This window comes from Arachidicoccus rhizosphaerae, assembly GCF_900107765.1.
Classification (GTDB): Bacteria; Bacteroidota; Bacteroidia; order Chitinophagales; family Chitinophagaceae; genus Arachidicoccus; species Arachidicoccus rhizosphaerae.
Genome location: NZ_FNQY01000009.1, coordinates 118,215 through 139,270 on the forward strand (window position 1 = coordinate 118,215; position 21,056 = coordinate 139,270).

The following is a 21,056-nucleotide window of genomic DNA, read 5'->3' on the forward strand; positions in this document are numbered from 1 at the left end:
TTAGTAGAATAATTAACTTGTAATGCCGATTAATAAAAAATCAAGGCTGAATAACATCATTACCTGGCTACATCTGTGGCTGGGTTTGGTGTCTGGTATAGTGGTGTTGATTGTCAGTATTACCGGTTGTTTATTTGTATTTCAAGAGGAAATCTCCCATTTTATTCATCACAAGACTTATTATGTTGAGCCGCCTGCATCCAGCCAGGTGGCTTTACCGCTAAGTGCCCTGCAGCGTAAAGCGCAGGCTGCGCTTGGACCGGATGCGCCCGTTACTTATATGACCACCTATGCGGATGGCGACAGAAGCTGGGAATTCATGAGCTACGTACCGGGAGATCCGGATGCTTTAACTTATGGAGGAACATCAAAAGTCTATAAATCTGCGTTCCTGAACCCATATACCGGCTCTGTTACCGGGATGGTGGATTACAGGACAGACTTTTTTATGGTGGTAAAGGGCATTCACTGGAGTCTTTATTTAAATGATGCCATCGGACAGCGCATTGTGGGCTGGTCTACTGTAATATTTGTTATTTTGCTTATTACAGGCCTTATAATGTGGTGGCCAAAAAAATGGAATAAGAAAAGCATAGATAATAGCTTTAAGATTAGCTGGAAAGCAAAATTTAAAAGGTTAAATTACGATCTGCATAATGTTCTGGGCTTTTATGCCTTTATTATTGCTTTGATTATAGCCTTAACCGGACTTACCTGGGCTTTTCAATGGTTTAATAAGGCCGTTTACGCAACAGCCACATTGAGTTCCAAACCAATTAGTTATCCTGATTATAGCTCAGATACGACGGCTGTTGCCTCCATTGCCAGCCCGATTGATTATGCACTGGCAGTAGCGCACAAAGTGTACCCCAATGCCAAAAGATATACTACAGCGCCTGTCAGCAGTAAGGCGGCTGCGATTAGTGTCTCTGCTTATGGTCACGAGGATACTTATTATGATGCCAATACGCTTTATTTTGATCAGGGAACAGGTAAGGAACTGGGGCAGGAATTATATAAGAGACAGAACCTGGGGCATAAGCTTGTAGCCATGAATTATGACATTCATGTCGGTGCTATAGGCGGTCTCATCGGCAAAATCATTGCCTTTTTGATTAGCCTTGTATGCGCTTCCCTTCCCATAACGGGATTTTATATCTGGTGGGGTAAGAAAAGAAAACAGAAGAAAAAATATTCCAAGGAATTAAAAGTCTGGAATAAATACCAAAAAACCAGAAACGGAACGACTCTGTCAACTAAATCCATTAAAGGATAGTTGAACAGCAATTTGTTTATTTGTTGGCTATTTGGGATGACTCCTCTTTTGACAAAGCTTTTCTTAAAAAATTAATCTTTACGGGGCTATTCACCATAATAGATGGCCAGACCATCTACCGGTTCTTTGAGGATATTCCCAAGTTCCAGCTCGTAATTACTGCAAAGTTCTTTAAGTACATCTCTGTATGCATAAGCAACACTGCCGACAAAGTGAAGAGGGGAGGTCCAGGCTTCCGTAAATTTATAAATATGTTGCAGTATAAAATCGTTTAGTCCGTCTTCTAAGATATTTTCAATCATATAATGGCCTCTGTTTTCAGCTAAAAATCTGGAGAATCCTGCCAGATAACGGTTTGGCCTATCTGCTCTGTAAACAGCCTGTATAATGGCATTTCTATCTGTTTCGTATTTAAGCTTATAACGATGAAGGAGATCATCGTCAAAGGTATTATACAAGTAATACTGCAATACTTTTTTGCCTAGATATGCTCCGCTACCTTCATCCCCCAATATAAAACCAAGGCCATTTTGCTGTTTTTTGATGATTTTCCCATTATAATAGGCACAACCGCTGCCGGTACCTAAAATAGATACGATCCCTTTGTGGTGTCCGCAGGTCGCATGAGCGGCACCTACCAGATCCGTCTGTACGGTGCATTTTGCGCCCGGAATAAGTGCCTTTAAAAGTTTTTGCATCATTTTCTGAAAGGAAGGATCAGCTAGTCCTGTTCCGTAATAATGAACCTCATCTATATTGACACCCTTTAATTTGGGTATTAGTTTTTTTGATAATATGGATGAGATTTGTTCTGCACTGTTAAAATAAGGACTTAAGCCTTCCGTTGATATTTTACGGGAAGTACCGTTATCGAGTAAAAGCCAGCTGCATTTTGTTGATCCGTTATCCGCCAGAAGTTTTACAGACATATAATAGAATTTTGTAAATACGTTTGTACTTCTAAGTTAATCATATTTTGTTCTTTTAGCCTAATCTAAGTGTGTTAATTTTCTAAAGATTTTTTAGAATTTAATCTCGGCAAAAAATAGGAACTTCGCACGGCTATAAATTATGCAGTGAATACATGAAAAAAACGAACCTGAAGCTTTGGTTACCTTTTTTGTTGTCCATCATGATGGTCATTGGAATGGTAATCGGCTATAAATTAAGAAAAGATACCATAGGTCCGGATTCTTTTATTGCAAATCCTCATAATACGGCTATTGGAGAGGTAGTTCGTATTATTGATAAAATGTATGTGAAAGGGACAGATAAAGATAGTCTTGAAATGAAAGCAATCAATGCGCTTTTGGCTCAGTTGGATCCCTTTTCTGTATATATTAGTGCACAACAACTCAAAGAAATCAACGATAAGGTTCGAGGTAATTATATTGGAATAGGTATAGGCTTTGAAGTCATTCAGGATACAGTAGCCATTACAGATATCGTCAAGGGGAGCCCTGCGGAAAAGGCCGGGATTAAAATTGGGGACCAGTTTCTGACTTTTAATGATACAATTAAAATGTCCGGGCCAAACCGCTCCGATTTAGGGGTTGTAAATATCCTGGAAAAAGTAGTCGGTAAGAAATTTAAGGTCCTGGTTAAGCGGCAGCAAAAACAATTTACTACAACGCTGAATAAGGCCATGATACCCATTTTTAGTATCGATGCTGCTTATATGCTGGATGCTAAGACAGGTTATGTAAAAATTAACCAATTCTCGGAAACGACATACCGGGAATTTATGCTTGCACTTGAAAAACTGAAAAAGGCGGGAATGACGCGCCTGATGATTGATTTAAGAGGAAATAGTGGCGGGGTGCTGACTGCAGCCACTGAAATTGCCAATGAATTTTTGGCGGATCAACAGTTGATCGTTTATACGGAAGGTGATAAAGTAGGTAAAACGGAGTACCGCTGTAAGAGAGATGGCCTATATAAAGATTTAAGACTGACTGTATTGGTAGATGAAACTTCTGCCTCCGCAAGTGAGGTGCTGGCAGGTGCGCTGCAGGACTGGGATAGAGCGACTATTATTGGCAGAAGGACATTTGGTAAGGGATTAGTCCAGGATCAATTTAATTTAACCAACGGAGGAGCGATGAGGCTGACCGTAGCCAAATATTTTACCCCACTTGGCAGAAACATCCAAAAGCCCTATGATAAGAATACGGCTGAATATCAAAGAGAATTGACCAAAAGATTTCATAGTGGCCAGACAGTATTAGGAGATACTTCCTCTCCAACAGGTAAGGCCTACAAAACGCCCAATGGAAATACCGTTTATGGCGGCGGAGGCGTTACTCCTGATATCCTGGTAGCCTACGATACAACTAAATTACCGCCTAGTGCACTGGATCTATTCCTGAAAGGAACTTTAACGCGGTTTACTTTCCAATATTACATGCATAATAGGCCATCACTGGATAGTCTGACCAATTCCACCGCATTGTTTGATTATCCGCTGCCAAAGGATCAGATCTGGGAGCAGTTGGGTCAATTTGCGTTAGCTGACTCCATCCATATTGATTCTATACAATCCGTAGCCAAGGAGAATGTTTTAGAGAAATTTAGGGCATTTTTAGCCAAGGATATGTTTGGCCCACAAGGTTATTTTGAAATCAATAACCACTATGATAATATTGTTGGAAAAGGCGAGCAAATAATGAATCAATTGAAGTAAGTTGTATGATTGTAAATCAGTAAGATGACTTAATTTTTTTACTGATTTTTTTAAAAATGATTTGGTAGTTTACTTTTATTTCTTATTTTTGCACTCCTTTATAGGACGGCTGCGTAGCTCAACTGAATAGAGCATCTGACTACGGATCAGAAGGTTTCAGGTTTGAATCCTGACGCGGTCACTCTCAAAAGCCTTGGAAGTTTCACTTTCAAGGCTTTTTTTATCCCTTTATTTTGGACATTTCATCCATGGAAATAAATTAATGAAGTTTCAGTTTCCGCTTCAAAGGTTGTAAAATGAGAATTAAACAGATAAGCAATTAGAAGATAAGTTGCTTTTTTCTATAAACTCAAACAGTACAAATTATAAGCATTAGGCGAAATTGTATTTTAAAAGTTAGGATGCATTGAGGCTTGCCTGATTATAATTGCATCCTTGCTGATTTGATTAGAGAGGAATAAAAATCTTCAAAGAAAGTATGATTAAATAGGATTTTTAACTGCTTACAGATCTTCACTTTCTAAAAATTCTTATTAGATAAGTTGTTGATATCTATGGTTTTAAAAGTTGTTACGATATTGTTACGCTAGGATTTCTTATCATGGATGGCATGAGAACTAATTTTGATGAAATACCAAAACTAGGGTTAAGATGTCCATGTTTACATTAAAGAATTGCTTTATCCGAATTGTTTTATTTTGTCTAGGGTTATTAGTCTGCCTTTATAGTGAGGCTCAGACGCCAGATGTTAACGGAACTATTTATGTAAATATCAATGCTAAATCCGGTAGTGGTAGTGGGGACAGCTGGCTGAATGCAACGACGGATTTACAGGCTGCCATTAATGCCAATGGAGTTCATCAGGTTTTTGTGGCTGTGGGCAATTATGAGGTTTCAGCCTCAAATAGTTTTGTGATGAAAGAAGGGGTGGCCATCTACGGTGGTTTTGATCCTGAAAAAGCAATACTGGCGCTTACCGATAACCGGGTCATGCCTAGGTCCGGCCTTCAAGGATCTGTTTTAAATGGAAAGGGTGAAAGACCCGTTGTATGGAATTATAATAATAATTTGACGGCTACGGCTGTATTGGATGGTTTTACTTTAACGGCTGGAAAGGCTTTGAATACAACTTCCTCAGGAGGGATTTATAACAAGGATGTTTCTCCCTTACTTCGTAATTTGCTGATTATTTCAAATACGGCTTCTAACGGTGCGGGTATGTATAATGATGGTGGAAGTCCGCAGCTCTTTAATGTGGCCATTGTAAATAATGTTGCCTCTGATAAAGGAGGCGGTATCTATAATAACGGTGCAATACCGGTCCTGACGAATGTCACGATTGCGGGTAATAGCGCTTCTACAGCTAAGGCTTTTTATAACGCAACAGCGGGGAGCGTGCCTGTCTTGAATAATAGTATTGTTTTTGGGGATATTAGTGGTAATTATTCCGCCACTTATTCATTGATTGAAAATAGCTTAAATACCAATGATCATAATCTGAACGGTTCCGGTGTATTACCAGCACATGTATTTACGAATCCGCAGAGTGGTAATTATGGACTGGTAACAGGTTCCCCCGCCATAAATCAGGGTAGTGATAATCTGTTTGGCTCACCGTCCTCGGCATTTGATTTAGCAGGATACCCGAGACTATCAGGTAGCGCGATTGATTTGGGTGCTTACGAGTACCATGACCTTGTTGCAAGTAGCACAGGGATTGTATATGTTCGGGCATTCGGCATGGGGAACGGAGGTAGCTGGGAGGATGCTACCGGTGATCTCCACGCGGCGGTAAATGTTCTGAATGTACAACAGGTATTTGTTGAAAAAGGGACGTATCCCGTCTCCAAAAGTAGTTTTGTTTTGAAAAAAGGTATAGGTGTCTATGGCGGATTTGATCCTGACCACGGTGTGGCTGTATTGTCAGATACCAGAATCCTTCCAGATGAGCTAACTGCCGGTACGGTCTTGAATGGAAGGAATGAAAGGCCGGTACTCTGGAATGTGGCTGATGGTACTTCTCAGATGGATAGTACGGCCATATTGGACGGCTTTACGCTTCAAGATGGTATCGGCACTAACGGTGGGGGTATATATAATGAGAATGCTTCGCCCAAATTGCAAAATCTTGTAATTAAAAATAACAGTAGTTCCAATGGTGGTGGCATATATAATCTTACCGCTTCTCCAAAAATCGTTAATTGCCGTTTTTTTGATAATCAGACGACCTTGATTGATGGAAGCGGCGGCGCCATTTGTAATAGCGGGTCCAAGCCCAAATTGATAAATTGCCTTTTTTATGATAATTCTGCACGTAATGGCGGCGCTATCTGTAATCTGAATAATGCCTATCCAAGTCTGCTGAATTGTACCATTGTCAGTAACCATGCTGATGGTTATGGTGGCGCTATCAATAGTTTGGATATGTCTTATCCGAGTCTTATTAACTGCATCGTATATGGAAATACTGCGACATTAGGTAATGGAGGTATCCTGAAGGCTGCAACTGGTGCAGATTTAATATATAATAGTATGGTTCAGGGCCTTACCGGTTTTGATGATAACGGAAATATTCAATTTTCTGGATCAATCGCAGATTTATTTACCGATCCTGTAGCTTCAGACTATTCACTAAAAACGGGAAGTCCGGTTATTAATATGGGGCGTAACAATAATATAGCCACAGCAGGGGTTAATACTGACCTTGCCGGAAACAACAGAATTATAGGTGGATCGGTGGATATGGGAGCTTTTGAAGCCGATGGATGTGCCACTACGGCAATTTTATACGTGGATGGGCAGTTAAGTTTAAACAGTTCCGGAAGTATTAATCTGGCCGCTGCAACGGGAAACGGAGCCAGCTGGGCCACCGCTTATAAAACCCTGGGGGATGCCCTGACCCAGGCCAGTAGTTGCCCGAATGTAACAGAAATCAGAGTGGCCGGAGGGACTTATTATCCACAGGGTATGGAAGGAGTTTTAAATGAAAGGACGGATGCTTTTACAATTACCAGAAGTAATCTGAAGGTCTTGGGCGGATATAATTCGGCAACAGGGCAGCGGGATATAACCGCAAATCCGACTATTTTAAAGGGTTATCCTGCTTCTCCAAGTTATCATCTTTTAGTGCTGGCTGAAGTTCCAGCCTCTGATAGTCTTATTTTGGATGGTTTTACAATTAATGGCGGAATGGCCGATAATGACATCGATTTTGAGCAAATAGGAGCTGGGACGTATATTTTTCATGATGTGGGGGCCGGGGTTTATTTATCAACTGTAGGGGCCAACGTGGTCTTACGTAACTGTATTATAAATGGCAATAAGGCTGCTACCGGAGCAGGTATTTATGCAGAGTTTTCTTATGCTACTTTCGAGCATTGTATTATAGAACAAAACGAGGTATCTGCCGATACATATTTTCCTGGTTATGGTGCAGGTCTTTATGCTACTGGGTCAGAGCTCAGTTTTAAGGACTGTTCTTTTCTAAATAATAATAGTGAGGGGAATGGTGCCGGTCTGTATATGGATGCGTCTAGCTTTCATATGTCTGGTTGTAGTATTATTGGAAATGAGGCTGGAGGAGATGGCGGCGGTGTTTTTAGCTCCTTTGGGTCTATGGATTTACTGAATTGTATTTTTCAGGATAATTCGGCTACGGGTAATGGTGGAGGATTCTACAATAGCGGCACAAATCCCGCATTCACAAATGTGTCTTTTATTCAAAACCAGGCGGATGGCAGTGGTGGAGGTATTTATAATGAAACCGGTGTTCCCGTATTAACCAATGCGACAATAGCTGGTAATACTGCGTCGGAGGCTTCGGCCTTTTACACTACCCTAGGTTCAATGCCAGAGGTCAACAATTCCATTATCTATGGTGGAATTACCGGGAATTATGAATCGAAGTATAGTTTACGGGAAGGCATCGCTGGCGGTTCCAATGGTAATCTGGATGGTACGAAATATAGCTTAACGGAAGTTTTCAATAGCCCTGCTACCGGAGATTTTAGTCTGTTAGACGCTTCGCCTGCTATTAATAAAGGAAGCAATCAGCTTTTTGTCGGTCTGAATTTGGATACAAAAGATGTCGTAGGAAACTCCAGGGTCTATAAAGGACTTATTATTGATATGGGTGCCTACGAGTATCAGGGAGAGCCGGTAGCTTTGCCGGTATCATTGATTAGTTTTATTGCAATAGCTCAGAATAATCAGGCAAGACTGAGCTGGCAGACAGGCTCTGAGCTATTCTGTGAAAGGTTTGATATTTTTAGAAGTACTGACGGCGTCCAGTTTACGAAAATAGGATCTCTGCCAAGTAAAGGCAATTTTTCAAATGGTGCGAATTATGATTTTTACGATATTAATCCAGTATCTGGCCATAACTACTATCAATTAATAGAAGTGGACCAGGATGGGAGCTCTAAAAATATAGGCGTTAAGGACGTGGTGTTTAAGGAAGATGCACCCTTAGTCAAAATCTATCCTAATCCTGTAAAGAATATCGTAAGGGTTGAATTTGGTCGTTCTAAATATTCTTTATTGGAACTACTGGATCTAAATGGTCGAAGGTTGAAGGTATTGTCTGTGAATGTTTCTGATACCATAAAAGAAATAGATCTGACTGATTTACCTAACGGGATATATCTGATTCGCTTAAGTGGAAAGGGAGCGATAATGGCTAAAAAGGTTATTAAAAATTAGTAAAACACTGCTTAGTTGATAATGAGAAAGGGCTTGATTTATGTATTAAATCAAGCCTTATTTTATGGCAGGGAATGGATTAGGTTACTAGGATTATAAATATTACATAAATAGTAGGAACTGTAGAGGCAGGTTAATCTTGCTCCTAAATGACTGAATCAATCTCTTTTTATAAAAATATCAAAAAAAAGTCACCGATTGCTGCTTAATGGCATATAAAGATTGTGTATGTGTATCATTCATTTTCAATTTTTTATTTGAATGAAAGAGTTTGCTTTCATATGCTATTATTTTTTAATATCTGACTTCCTGTTTCTAGAAATAATGGCGGAAGGTCAGGCTTTTAGTCTCCTTACCTCCCGCGAAAATATTATTTGGTTATTCTATACCTATGGAATCATAGATTAATACTTTATCCCAATACTGGGCACAATTATCTCTGAAGGCATCATGAATAGGGTCCGTCTGATACAGATCATGATCCTCTTGATTCTCAAAAGTGCATACCAGCGCGTAGTCATAACTCCTGTCAATAACAGGTCGATCCGTTGGAGCGGGTTCTCCAACATGAAATGCTGCCAGATTTTTAATTTGGCCAAGACTGTTGACGCCTTTTACAAAAGCGGCTCTTCCTGTTGCATCAAGTTCTTTTTTTAACCAGAAATTTACTACATGCACAAATTTGCTCATAATTATAATAAAATTTAATGTGTTTGAGAGATGGTCCCTAAATTAAATAAAAAAAATATTATAAGCGTGTAATTGTTAAGTGTGTATCTTAAAAGGATGGATTAGTATCAGAAAAACGGTAAACCTTATGCACATTTGGCTCAATTTGCACTCAAATTGTCTAAATTTAGCCTTTATTATCCTTGTTCAAATCCTTTAATTCATGAGTACACAGGTAAATGTTCATCAGGTTTTTGCTAGATATTTTAAGGATCCGACTATTGAACCCTATCTTTTTGAATTATCAAGAATGTTGGCAGAAGGCCATATCTGTTATGATCCAACCTTAATTGATGTAGAAGAATTAAAACAGGCTGGTTATGATCAATTGCCAGACTTGAATGCGCTTACCAAATCACCTTTAATTTCTGACGGGAATCAACATACCCCTTTTGTGCTCATTAATAATAACCTTTATATGCAAAGGTATTATTATTACGAATCATTGGTATTAGAGCGAATAAAAGAATTTATTCTAGAAGAAAATAAAACCAGATCTGAGAGATTTAAAAAAATATTAGATCTTAAAGAAATCATTGCCGGATTATTTGGCAGTAAGCATATGCAGCAGGGCCCGGTTGATTGGCAATTGATGGCAGCTTTAACTGCGGTATTACATGATTTCTCTATCATAACAGGCGGACCGGGGACGGGAAAGACGACCACGGTTGCAAAGGTTTTAGCGCTGTTATTACATATGAATAGAGCATTGAAAATCGCCTTATGTGCCCCAACAGGAAAAGCAGCTGCCAGAATGGCTGAATCATTAAGATATGCCGGTAAGGATAGTGCTCCATTTATTAAGGATGTTTTTGAGGCCTTAAAACCGGCCACAATTCATAGACTGCTGGGTAGCTCAGAACATAATGTCCGGTTTAAGCATAACCGTGAAAATCCACTACTGGCAGATATTGTCATAGTGGACGAGGCATCCATGATTGACGTGGCTTTGATGGCAAAATTAATGGATGCTATTGGCCAGGGCACCAAACTAATTTTATTGGGTGATAAAGATCAGCTCGCTTCTGTAGAAGCCGGCAGTCTGTTCGGGGATTTATGTAAAGCGTTGCCTGTTTTGAATGAATTTAGCAACGGTTATCTGGATGATTTGAAATCCTTGCTTCCTGAAGGTACAATTTTGCCCGCCCGGGGAGATAATAGGGGTGCAAATCATTTACTATATGAACATATTGTTGAATTAAAGTACAGCCACCGATTTTCAGATCAAAAAGGAATTGGTAAACTCAGTAAAGCTATATTGAATAATCAGCCAGATAAAATAGCCGGATTTTTTGACAATCTGGATGAGGAAGTAAAAATAGACTCAAGCTATGACAAAAGGCTGTTTGAAGACTTTGTTATGGGCTATCTTGATTTTATAAAAGAAAAAGATATAAAAGTTGCTTTAAAGAAGATAAATCAATTAAGGGTACTGGCAGCTGTTAGGGAAACAGCTCAGGGAGTCCATGCTATAAATGCGGCAATTGAGAAGATACTAAAGCAAAAGGCCGGTCTCAAGCCATATAGTATTTTTTATGAAAATCGGCCGATTATGGTGACAAGTAATAATCATCAGCTAGGCCTTTTTAATGGGGATATTGGTATTATAAGGGCAGCAGAAGATGGGATAATGCGGGCTTGGTTTGAAGCTGCCGACGGAAGTTTAAAATCGGTATTACCTGGCTTTATTAATTCTATGGAAACGGCTTTTGCGATGACGATTCATAAAAGCCAGGGTTCTGAATTTAATCAGGTAATGATACTATTACCTGAGAAAAAACAGGCGGAGCGAATGATGACAAGGGAGTTGCTCTATACGGCAGTTACCAGGGCCAAGGAAAAAGTAATTATTCAAGGCAGCCAAGAGGCAATTCTCTCAGCAGCAGCAATTGGGATTCATCGCGGGTCAGGCGTAATTAAAAGACTTTGTAAATAACCAAAGAATATTATTAAATCAATTGATATATAATGGCATTTCAGTTAAAGGCGTCAAATTCTTTAAAGATACTGGCAAAAAATCTTTGCCTGGATATGCAGGCATATAAAGGGCATGTGTTCAGGCCACATTATATAGTTACCCAGACCGAGGGAATGAATAATTGGCTAGGATCCAAGCTGGCTGAATGGCAGGGGATTGCCGCGGGTATTCAATATCTGAAACCCAACGATCTTATTTTTAAAATTTATTTACTACTTGGCGGAAAAGCAATAGCTACCATGAGCGCTGATAATTTAAGTTGGTTACTATATCAGCTGATGGGGGAAAATGAATTTTTAGAGCAGTTCCCTAAAATAGCGGATTATTATGCCGTTAATTCAAATGGAGAAATGCCATCCAGTGAAATTGATCTGGATGCGGCAAAGGTAAAAAGGTATGGCCTGGCTCAAAAAGTAGCGGATTTATTTGATCAATATCAGATTTACCGTTCTGATATGATTACGGAATGGAATAATGGAAATCATAAAATCCAAGAGCTGGAAGCCTGGCAATATTATCTTTGGGATAAGGCCAGAAATAAACAGCGAGATGAACAGCAAATTGATAGAAAAGCGTTTGCTGATAAAAATGAAATAGCAGATTATATTAAAAATGCATTGAAGGAGAACGGAGAATCATTGGATATTCTGCAGTCAAAAATGCCTGCAGTGTTTATTTTTGGCATAAGCCTTCTGACAGAGTTTCATTTAAAGATTTTCGATTTATTGGCTTCCCGAATGCAGATTTATTTTTATCTGTTGAATCCTGCACCAGCAGATTATTGGTATGATGACCTCAGCGTTAAAAGACTCATTTTTTTGCAAAAATTAGGAAAAGCTGCCGTGGAAGAACAGCCACAGGGAAATCCTTTATTACATAGTATGGGCAAAGTAATTAAGGATGCTTTCGTCATGTTATTTAAAAATGATGAAATTTTAAATAGTTATGAGCCTTTAGAGGAGTTGTGGCCGGAACCTGACAGTCTGCTTCATAAATTGCAACGTTCCATATATGAAAATAAAACACCTCAAAAAGAAACAGCGTTTTTTGAGCCTACGGATTTAATTGATAAAAGTTTGTCTATCCATGCCTGTTATAGTCCGCTTAGGGAAGTGGAGAGTCTTTACAATTTTTTGATATATCTGATTGATCAAAAAAGAGAAAGTCTTTCACCCAGGGATATTGTTGTAATGGTAAGTGATATTGACTTATATGCGGCTTATATCAGAGCGGTGTTTGATCATGCTCCGTACCAGTTTTCTTACCGGATTGCTGATGAAAAATTTACAACTGCTGATAGTATTTCAAGTGCGCTGGAAAGCTTGCTGTTATTGGAACCTAATGGATTTACCTCAGAGAATATAATGAGATTATTGGATAGCTCTTACATTAGAAGTCATTTGGGTATCAGTCAATTAGGTTTGATTAAAGACTTGTTGGACGCTTCGGGAATTAGATTTGGGATAGAAGGAGCCCATAGAGATGATTCCATTTATGTTAGTTGGAAATATGGTCTACAGCGTATTATGTATGGAATTTGTATGGTAGGAGATGATGAAGTCGGATCCGGCCCTGATGGGTTTTATCCTTTGAATTTTGTAGAAGGTAGTAGTGCTGAAGAAGTCATTCGTTTTGTTAGTTTTGTGGAAGCTTTGATGACTATGCTTGAAAACAGACAAAAACCCAGATCACTTGACGGATGGACTGAATTTATAAAAGAATTAATTACTCAATTTATTTTAAAGGAGGAATTACAGGGGGGAGATGAATTTGATTATTTGGATATGTTATTGAAGGACTATAACAGCTCTGCCGCTTTTTTGTCTGAGACACTTAGTTTTGATGTCTTTATGCAGAGTTTTGGACAACGAATCCTGTTATCCACTAGAGAGGCGAATTTTGCTTCCGGAGGCATTACCTTTTGTTCCTTAATTCCTATGAGAAGTATTCCATTTAAGGTTATTGCACTTTTAGGACTTGACTATGATAAGTTCCCCCGAAAAGAACATGCACTAGGGTTTAATCTGATGGAAATGGAAAAAAGAGCAGGTGACAGAAACGTTAAGGTAAATGACAAACACTTGTTTTTGGAAACTATTTTATCTGCGGAACAATATCTTTATATAAGTTATATCGGCAGAAGTATCAAAGATAATACAGATATTCCACCATCTATTTTAGTAGATGAGTTAATTGATTTTATAGATACGAATTGTTCGGCAGCTATAGCTCATGATGAATCCCTTGCTGAGTTTAAAAAAGATAAGGTTATTGATGCCAGAAATGTATTGGTTGTTAAACACGCCTTGCATCATTTTAGTAAATTTCAACCGGGTGGCATCCCTCAGTATCTGCATTTGAAATCAGTTGCCGAAAACCTGAATGATATCGCTGTTTCTCATGAACTACCAGATAATGAATCGAATGAAATATCTTTAGAGGCGTTTTATAGATTTTTGCAACATCCAATTAAAGGTTACCTAAATGCAGTTGCTGGTATTTATTATGAACAGATGGATGATGTGTTAAAAGAAGAAGAAATATTTGAACTTAATGGATTGGAATCTTACCAGTGCAGAGTTGATTTAATGGAATTGTCGGATGAAAGTGCGTGGGAACATTTTCGGGATAAAGGGGTTAAGACAGGGAGGCTGCCCCTTAAAAATAGTTCCAGAATTGCTATGAATGATTTATTGGAAACAGTTGCTCCTGTAAGAGAATTGCTGCTTAAGGAAACCAAAGGGCTGGAATTGCATCAATTTCCTGTATCTTATAATTTTAAGGAGATAATACTAAAAGGTGTTATTGATGTTTATGGGGAAGATCAGTTAATATTGGTTTCCTGGTCTAAAAATGAATTCAAAAAGGTCTTGGAAGGTTATATAAAATATTTGTTGTTATTGGTCAGCGGAAAGGATGTCTCTTTTACGTTATTGTCATTTCATAAAAGAAAAGCTTTTAAGGCTAAGCAAATCAAATCAGAAGAAGCCAAATTGCAGATAGAATTATTATTGGAGCTGTATCAGAAAGGACATGAGTATGTATTGCCGTTTATCTCGGGTTTAGAAATGAAAACTGATGAATATGAAACATGGTACGATAAAGTAAGGGCTAAGTGTTCAGGTACTGATTATAAAGATGATTATCTTATTAAGATTAACGAGCTGGATATGTTTACTCAGGAAGCTTTTGAGCAATACAAGCAGTTACAGGCGTTAATCGAAGCGCCATTACTCAAATTGTTTGACGGGTTTAAATTGAATAATTAATAGAAAGAGTATCGTAAAATATACGGATTATGCCCATGGAAGAATTGAAATTTGATGCCAAGACTGTAAGGTTATCCGGTACTAACTTAATTGAAGCAAGTGCCGGAACGGGCAAAACATATTCAATAGCCATTCTTGTGCTTAGGATATTATTAGAAAAGACCGTTGATGAAAAAGATAAAGAAAGAAATATTTCGATTAAGGAAATATTGATGGTCACCTTTACAAAAGCTGCTGTGGCTGAACTTGAGGAACGTGTAAGGCAATTTGTAAGAAATGCTTATCGGGTAAGTCAAGGGTTAGGTTGTGAAGATCAAACAATTATGGATATTGTACAGTCTGCTATTCATGTCCAGGGTAAATCTGAAGTAGATAGGAAATTGAAAGAGGCTGTTGAATTTTTGGATGAAACCTCTGTTTTAACTATTCATAGTTTTTGTCAGCAAATTCTGAGAGAGTTTGCTTTTGAGACCAGACAGTCATTTTCCGTAGAGCTGATTGCAGATTTATCTGATGTTTTCAGACAGCAGATAAATCAGTTCTGGCGTAGCCAAATAACGGTAATGCCAGTTGATATGTTGTCTTATTTTGGGAAAAAGCTTAGTCGCAAGAATTTGGGTGAAGTTGTTAATGATTTTTTTAATGGTAAACCGATCTTGAATTACACGCAAGGGGAGCAATATATTTTAAATGATGCTTACTGGGAGATGTGCAGGTCTGAATCAGCACATTTGAATGGCCAAATAGACCTGTTAAAGCAGCAAATGCTGGACTTTTGTATAAACGAACACGCATTTTTATTAAATGCAGTTGATAAGAATACGCATAGCCGAAATGCATTTGCAGGTATTATTAATAATCCCGAACTCTTTTTATCTGCATTTTTAAAAAAGTTAGATAATCCGCCCGGATATATAAAAAATAATTTTGGACAATTATTCGAATTAGCTGAATCTTTTAATAGACTGAGCCGTGAACGGGATGATATGGCCGAGCGGCAGTTATTATTTATCTATGCAGCTGCTATTTATGATATTGCCCCAGCAGTAAATGCTTATAAAGAGAAGCATGGGCAGTTGTCCTTTGATGATTTAATTGATCAGTTACATAATAGACTCTATGTAGAACACAATGATGAATTGGTTGTGGCCATTCAAAAGAAATTTAAAGTTGTATTTATTGATGAGTTTCAGGATACTGACCGTAAACAATATGATATCTTTAATTCAGCATTTGGTCGAAATACAGTTGTGTTTTATATTGGAGATCCGAAGCAAAGTATTTATGCCTGGCGAAAGGCGGATATTGCGACCTATTTAATGGCTGCTTCACAGGTAGATAATAAATATGGAATGCATATTAATTACCGTTCCTCCGATGATTTTATTGATGCGATGAATAGTTTTTTTATGCCGCATCAAAATTTTGACACATTTTATTATCAAAATAGTCCTACAGGGATTTATTATCATCAGGTTAGCCCTCCGGCGGAAAATAAGAAGGCTAATTTGCTGTATAAAAATGACAGATTTCCTGTTATTAATATAGTGGAAGCAAATAATGCCAAATTAGTACAAGCTGCGTTAGTTGCTCAGGTGGCTGCTCTTTTGGCGGGAGATTATGAAATAGTGGAGGCTCATAGAAATGAAAATGGAAATCGTGTTTTGAAAAGACGATCTGTGCGCCCAAATGATATTGGTATCCTGGTTAGGGCGAATAATGATGCTATACCGTTTAAAAATGATTTGGCTAAGTTAGGGATTCCTTCAGTAGTTATTGGTTTATCTAAAATTCTTGGGTCTGAAGAAGCCAAAAATGTTTTATATGTGCTTGAGGCCATTTTGAACCCGACCAGAAATACAATCAACAGGGCCCTTCTGACTTCATTTACAGGGTTGAATCTGCATGAAATGATGAATCAGGATGAGGTAATGACCATAGGAAGGTTTAGTTCTTATAAATTGGAGTGGGAAAAAGACGGGGTTTATAAAGCCTTGTTTTCATTTATCGCGGATTATAAGGTGGAAACATATCTGACAGATTCTTTGACCAGGGGTGGTGAACGCATTATTTCTAATTTATATCAAATTATTGAACTTCTATATAAACAGCAAATTTCCAAAAATTTGTCTGCAATTGAACTCATTGACTGGTTAAGACGTGGGATAGAAAATCCAAGGGAAGATGGAGATGAGTATGAGCAGAGGGTCGAAAGTGATGACCTGTGTGTGACGATTATGACTATACATAAAAGTAAAGGCCTGCAATTTAATATTGTGCTTACAGATGCCCTGGATATGAATGTCAGCTTGGATAAGAAGCAATTTATTGAATTAAAAAATGAGTCTGGTGAAAATTTTATTTTGCCGATAAACATGGCGTTGGAAGAAAATAAGGCAGAATATACACAACAACAATTACAGGAGAATCGTAGAATGATTTATGTTTCCCTAACCAGAGCCGTTTACGGGTGTTTTATATATAGTTCAATCAGTGTAAACAAGAAGGCAACTTCGGCTATTCATGATTTTTTAACGGCATTTAAAGATATGCTTCCTCCCGGAATTGACTTTACTGAGCCTTTAGCTATAAGTAAGGGTTTTCGATACAAAAGACAATCAGATGGTTTTGATAAAAGAGCAGTGCCTGCTAATAATGAGGTGTATTTTAATTTAATTGAAAACGATTGGCGTAAACTCAGCTATACCTATTTGGCGGCGTCCGGTTTTCATCATAATAAATTTGAGGGATCAATTTTTGAAAATGAATATGATCAGTTTGTGTTTGAGGACTTAAAAAGGGGTAATATCACTGGTAATTTACTTCATGATATATTTGAACATATTAGTTTTGAACAACCTGCCTTTTGGTCTGAGGTTGTGGATAAAGCGGTCAATCGATATGCCCCACATGTTGCAGGACTTTATAAAAAGAACCTAATCCACTTACTTCAACATGTGTCCGAAGCCAGTATCATAACTGACCAGGGCTCATTTAGTTTACGAGAAATGGATGCTCATAGGAGGTTAAATGAATTTGAATTTGATTTTCCCGTAAGGTATTTTGAGAGGGAAGCGTTGTCGGGTTTTTTAGGAGAACGTGCGAGATTGCAAGTTGCAAGAGGGAGTGGCTGGGAAGGTATGATGAATGGTAAGATTGATATGTTTTTTGAATTCGGTGGTAAATATTATTTATTAGATTGGAAATCCACTTATTTAGGGAGCAGTTTGACAGATTATAATAAGGAAAGTCTTGATATTCAGATGTCCATGCATAATTATGATCTTCAATACTTAATTTACACGGTTGCAACGGTTAAGTATCTTGAGCAGCAATTGGTTGATTTTAATTATGAACGTGATTTCGGTGGAGTACTATATTATTTTCTGCGTGGTATCAGGAAAGGTGAAACAACAGGTGTATTCTATACCAGGCCTGATAAAAAGTTGGTATATGAATTAATTAACCTATTTACGGGGGCTAATACCTAGATTCTTCAATATATTGTTCAACTGTTTTCGAACACTGGTACAATGGGTAGAAGTCGAAGATCTTTTTGTGAAAATATTGCCGGGATTCTTTCGTTTTGCTTTAGCGTATTGAGTTTAAAAATAATGGAATATTATAATTTATTATTTGCAGGCAAAGGCATCTTGATTGAGCATGATCAATACAATTAGGCTTAAAAAAATAAGCCCTGGTAGAAACCAGGGCCGCAACCAAAACTAACTGCTTATGAGAAATATAAAGTTCAGGTTTATAAGTGAATAAAACAAATTTATCTGTTTATAATAACAATTTGTTTAGTGTTGCCATGGTTATCATGAAATTAAGTTAAATTTTAGTAGTTTAGTTTGTTGGATTTTAGGCAGTTTACAAACAACCTGCTGAATGTTGTCCCGTTGATTATATTCATAATTAATAAGCGATTTTGCTGATGGTTTTGCCTCATGTGTAGAACGGATTTCCCATTCCTATTGTTTGAACGACTTGTTTCTATTGATATTTTTTCTGGCAAATAATTTGAACTACTACTGAAGTACTAAAGCTTATAGTCATGGCAAAATATTCGCATAAAGCACAAGAAAAAGTTGAAAAATCAATGAAAGAAATGAAGGAGGGAAAATTGAAAAGTGGCAGTGGTAAGAAGGTGACTAATCCTAAACAGGCTGTTGCAATTGGCCTTTCTGAGGCGAGAAAGGAAGGCGCGAAGGTGCCGAAAAAGAAAAACAGTGAAAAGAAGTAATGGAATGATTACTGATTTAATTTAGTAAACCCTATTTATAACCTAATATAAACACATTTATGAAAACTGGAGATTTAACAACGCTTTCTTCCATAATGGATAAGCTGAGGGAAAAGAAACTAGATACAGAGTTCAAATGGTCAGAACAGGGATTTACAGCAGACAGAGGTAAGTTTTATCAGCCTGAGAATTTGACAATTATTCGTACGTATAGATTTGAGGGCGATTCAAATCCTGATGATTCTTCTATTTTATATGTGATTAAAGCAGAAGACGGGTTAATTGGTTATTGTTTAGATGCCTATGGTGCTAATACGAATCAGGGACCGGAGTTTAATAATTTTATTAGAAATGTACCTGTAGAAGGAAGAGAAGATCAGATTGAATTTGATCTGTAATTGGAGTTCATTTTTATTTTACCATTAAAATTTTAGTTATGTCTAATTTGTTATATATAATTGCTGTAATTCTTATTATAGGTTGGATTTTGGGATTTTTTGTATACAGCGCAGGCGGTTTAATTCATATTTTACTCGTAATTGCCATTATTGCAATTTTGATTCGTGTAATAAGAGGAGGCAAGGCTGTATAGCTTAGGGTATTGTTTAAGTCTTAAATTATTCGGGTTATATATGGGGGTATTTATCATTTGATGGATACCCCTTTTTTGATGGCAGTTCGTTTAATATTTGCAGCAACTTTTCTTGTCGTTTTTACTTAGGCAAAATAATGTTACGGGGATAGCCATCAGTGCTAATAAGGCTGCCAGTTCCCCTTTTTTAAGCATTTTAATAGCTAAGGCGCTACATAGGGTTGCTGTGCCAAGGCTTAACAGAGTATTTGTAGGAATTTTGTTAACCTGGTTAGTTTCTTTTTTGCCATTTGAATCCTGATTTGAATGTTTGGTATGTTTCATATTAGAAGAATTATATGGTTTTCAATATGGACAATTCATTCAAAAATTGTTCCATAGGCTATTGTTGTCTTTGGTGAAAGTTAAGATTGGGTTTTCTTTTGGGTCTGGCATAGCTATTGGTCTTTTAATTTAAAAAATATATTGACTATGACCAGGAAGGATAATAAAATTGCCGATACTGATCCCGTAAACTTGGATAGTAACGCGGATCAAAAATATGCTGAATCAATGCAGCAAAAAACTGAATTGATCAATCAGAAAGTTGATTCAGAGGATGCACAAAATCCTGAATTTTTAAATGCTGATGATGGTGCAAGTTCAGTAGATGAGGAGCAGGTCGTCAATCAGGATAATGTGAGTGAAGAAGAAATTAAGGATTTATATAATGCGGCCAATCGTATGCCAGGGAAAGATGATTTGTTGGATCAGGAATTTCTGGATGATCAGGACGATGATGGTTCGCCACTTAACGAGGAGGATGATTTTTTGGGTGAAGATTTGGATATAGATCAGGATGAAGCGGATTCTAATATTTATGATGATAATGAAAAAAATTCCGTTCCTTGATGGAAAAGAATACTGAAAATATAGTTAGAGAACTTATTGCATTAAATATGGAACGGATGTATCTGTATCAAAATGCAAAAGAGCTGGTAAATGCGACGGAAATGAGGCAGTATTTAGCAGGCATTGCGGCTCAAAGTGAAGGCTATGTGATGGAATTAGAATATATTATAAGAATGTACGAAGGTTCCATTGGCCGGGCTGCAAGCCATAAAATGGGAAACGCTCCGTTTGGTAATGCTCGGCAGGAAAAACAAAGTGAGCATTCTATTTTGCTCCAACTGTTTAATAATGAGAAAAAAGCAATGGAAACTTATGATTCATTATTGGCTAATGGGTCTGAATTAGATAATAATTTATTTGAACGAATAAGAACTCAGCAGTCGGAATTAAGGGAGTGTCGATTGAAGCTGGAAAAACTGATAGGCGGCTGAATTGATCTCATAGACCTGTTTTGAGGGAGAGATATTCCCCAAAATGAGATGAAATTACCCATATATGGTTTAACAAATGTATATATGTAAAACTTTCTTTATTATTTAAATATGGAATAATTATTGCTTTTTAGGGGTAAAACAAAGCTTCTGTAAAACACCAATGGGGGATTTAAAATTGTTTATTCCTGGAATTGGTTTACTTATGAAGCGTTATAAAAGGGACCAACGAGATTCTTGTTTTTAGTCAATCATCTTAA

14 protein-coding genes and 1 tRNA gene are annotated in these 21,056 nt (G+C 37.6%); 12 read left to right on the forward strand and 3 right to left on the reverse strand.

All coding sequences use genetic code 11. The features are described 5' to 3' along the window. Window positions 1-22: 22 nt before the first annotated feature. Complete coding sequence (locus BLU80_RS09480; protein WP_091397192.1) at window positions 23-1,276, forward strand: PepSY-associated TM helix domain-containing protein; 1,254 nt, start codon at window positions 23-25, stop codon at window positions 1,274-1,276. Window positions 1,277-1,362: 86 nt separating this feature from the next. On the opposite strand, the gene BLU80_RS09485 is transcribed toward BLU80_RS09480, so the two are convergent. Next, window positions 1,363-2,205 (reverse strand): N-acetylglucosamine kinase, encoded by an 843-nt coding sequence (locus BLU80_RS09485; protein ID WP_091397194.1) that lies wholly within the window; start codon window positions 2,203-2,205, stop codon window positions 1,363-1,365. Between the two features lie 155 nt (window positions 2,206-2,360). On the opposite strand from BLU80_RS09485, the gene BLU80_RS09490 reads away from it, so the two are divergent. The 3 genes from BLU80_RS09490 to BLU80_RS09500 all read left to right on the forward strand — a co-directional run bounded on the left by BLU80_RS09490 (window position 2,361) and on the right by BLU80_RS09500 (window position 8,660). Beyond that, window positions 2,361-3,959 carry a S41 family peptidase gene (locus BLU80_RS09490; RefSeq protein WP_091397197.1) on the forward strand — a complete coding sequence of 533 codons (1,599 nt, stop codon included), beginning with the start codon at window positions 2,361-2,363 and terminating at the stop codon, window positions 3,957-3,959. Window positions 3,960-4,066: 107 nt separating this feature from the next. Continuing rightward, window positions 4,067-4,140: transfer RNA gene (locus BLU80_RS09495), tRNA-Arg, on the forward strand. A gap of 470 nt (window positions 4,141-4,610) precedes the next feature. Next, window positions 4,611-8,660 carry a T9SS type A sorting domain-containing protein gene (locus tag BLU80_RS09500; protein WP_091397200.1) on the forward strand — a complete coding sequence of 1,350 codons (4,050 nt, stop codon included), beginning with the start codon at window positions 4,611-4,613 and terminating at the stop codon, window positions 8,658-8,660. A gap of 378 nt (window positions 8,661-9,038) precedes the next feature. Here the strand turns inward: BLU80_RS09500 and BLU80_RS09505 are convergent, their stop codons facing one another. Next, window positions 9,039-9,350 carry a Dabb family protein gene (locus tag BLU80_RS09505; RefSeq protein ID WP_091397203.1) on the reverse strand — a complete coding sequence of 104 codons (312 nt, stop codon included), beginning with the start codon at window positions 9,348-9,350 and terminating at the stop codon, window positions 9,039-9,041. Window positions 9,351-9,552: 202 nt separating this feature from the next. Here BLU80_RS09505 and recD point away from each other — a divergent pair, with 202 nt between their 5' ends. From recD to BLU80_RS19395, 6 genes are all read left to right on the forward strand, one after another. Further along, window positions 9,553-11,325, forward strand: a complete 1,773-nt coding sequence (gene recD / locus BLU80_RS09510) for an exodeoxyribonuclease V subunit alpha (protein ID WP_091397206.1) — start codon at window positions 9,553-9,555, stop codon at window positions 11,323-11,325. Between the two features lie 32 nt (window positions 11,326-11,357). Further along, entirely contained in the window at window positions 11,358-14,636 is a 3,279-nt protein-coding gene (gene recC, locus BLU80_RS09515) for an exodeoxyribonuclease V subunit gamma (RefSeq protein WP_091397209.1), read from the forward strand. Between the two features lie 29 nt (window positions 14,637-14,665). Next, window positions 14,666-18,127: a UvrD-helicase domain-containing protein gene (locus BLU80_RS09520; protein ID WP_091397212.1), complete on the forward strand. Its 3,462-nt coding sequence runs from the start codon at window positions 14,666-14,668 to the stop codon at window positions 18,125-18,127. Window positions 18,128-18,693: 566 nt separating this feature from the next. Further along, window positions 18,694-18,882, forward strand: coding sequence for a DUF6496 domain-containing protein (locus BLU80_RS09525; protein WP_091397215.1), 189 nt, complete (start codon window positions 18,694-18,696; stop codon window positions 18,880-18,882). A gap of 59 nt (window positions 18,883-18,941) precedes the next feature. Then, window positions 18,942-19,280, forward strand: coding sequence for a hypothetical protein (locus BLU80_RS09530; RefSeq protein ID WP_091397217.1), 339 nt, complete (start codon window positions 18,942-18,944; stop codon window positions 19,278-19,280). A 38-nt stretch (window positions 19,281-19,318) separates the two neighbouring features. Next, window positions 19,319-19,474, forward strand: coding sequence for a lmo0937 family membrane protein (locus BLU80_RS19395; RefSeq protein WP_139188120.1), 156 nt, complete (start codon window positions 19,319-19,321; stop codon window positions 19,472-19,474). Between the two features lie 90 nt (window positions 19,475-19,564). Here BLU80_RS19395 and BLU80_RS09535 read toward each other — a convergent pair whose 3' ends face one another. Further along, window positions 19,565-19,798: a hypothetical protein gene (locus BLU80_RS09535; protein ID WP_091397219.1), complete on the reverse strand. Its 234-nt coding sequence runs from the start codon at window positions 19,796-19,798 to the stop codon at window positions 19,565-19,567. A 147-nt stretch (window positions 19,799-19,945) separates the two neighbouring features. Here BLU80_RS09535 and BLU80_RS09540 point away from each other — a divergent pair, with 147 nt between their 5' ends. Both BLU80_RS09540 and BLU80_RS09545 read left to right on the forward strand, forming a co-directional pair. Further along, entirely contained in the window at window positions 19,946-20,365 is a 420-nt protein-coding gene (locus BLU80_RS09540) for a hypothetical protein (RefSeq protein ID WP_091397222.1), read from the forward strand. Then, entirely contained in the window at window positions 20,365-20,796 is a 432-nt protein-coding gene (locus BLU80_RS09545) for a hypothetical protein (RefSeq protein ID WP_091397225.1), read from the forward strand. Before BLU80_RS09540 ends, BLU80_RS09545 begins: the two co-directional genes overlap by 1 nt. Window positions 20,797-21,056: the final 260 nt, after the last annotated feature.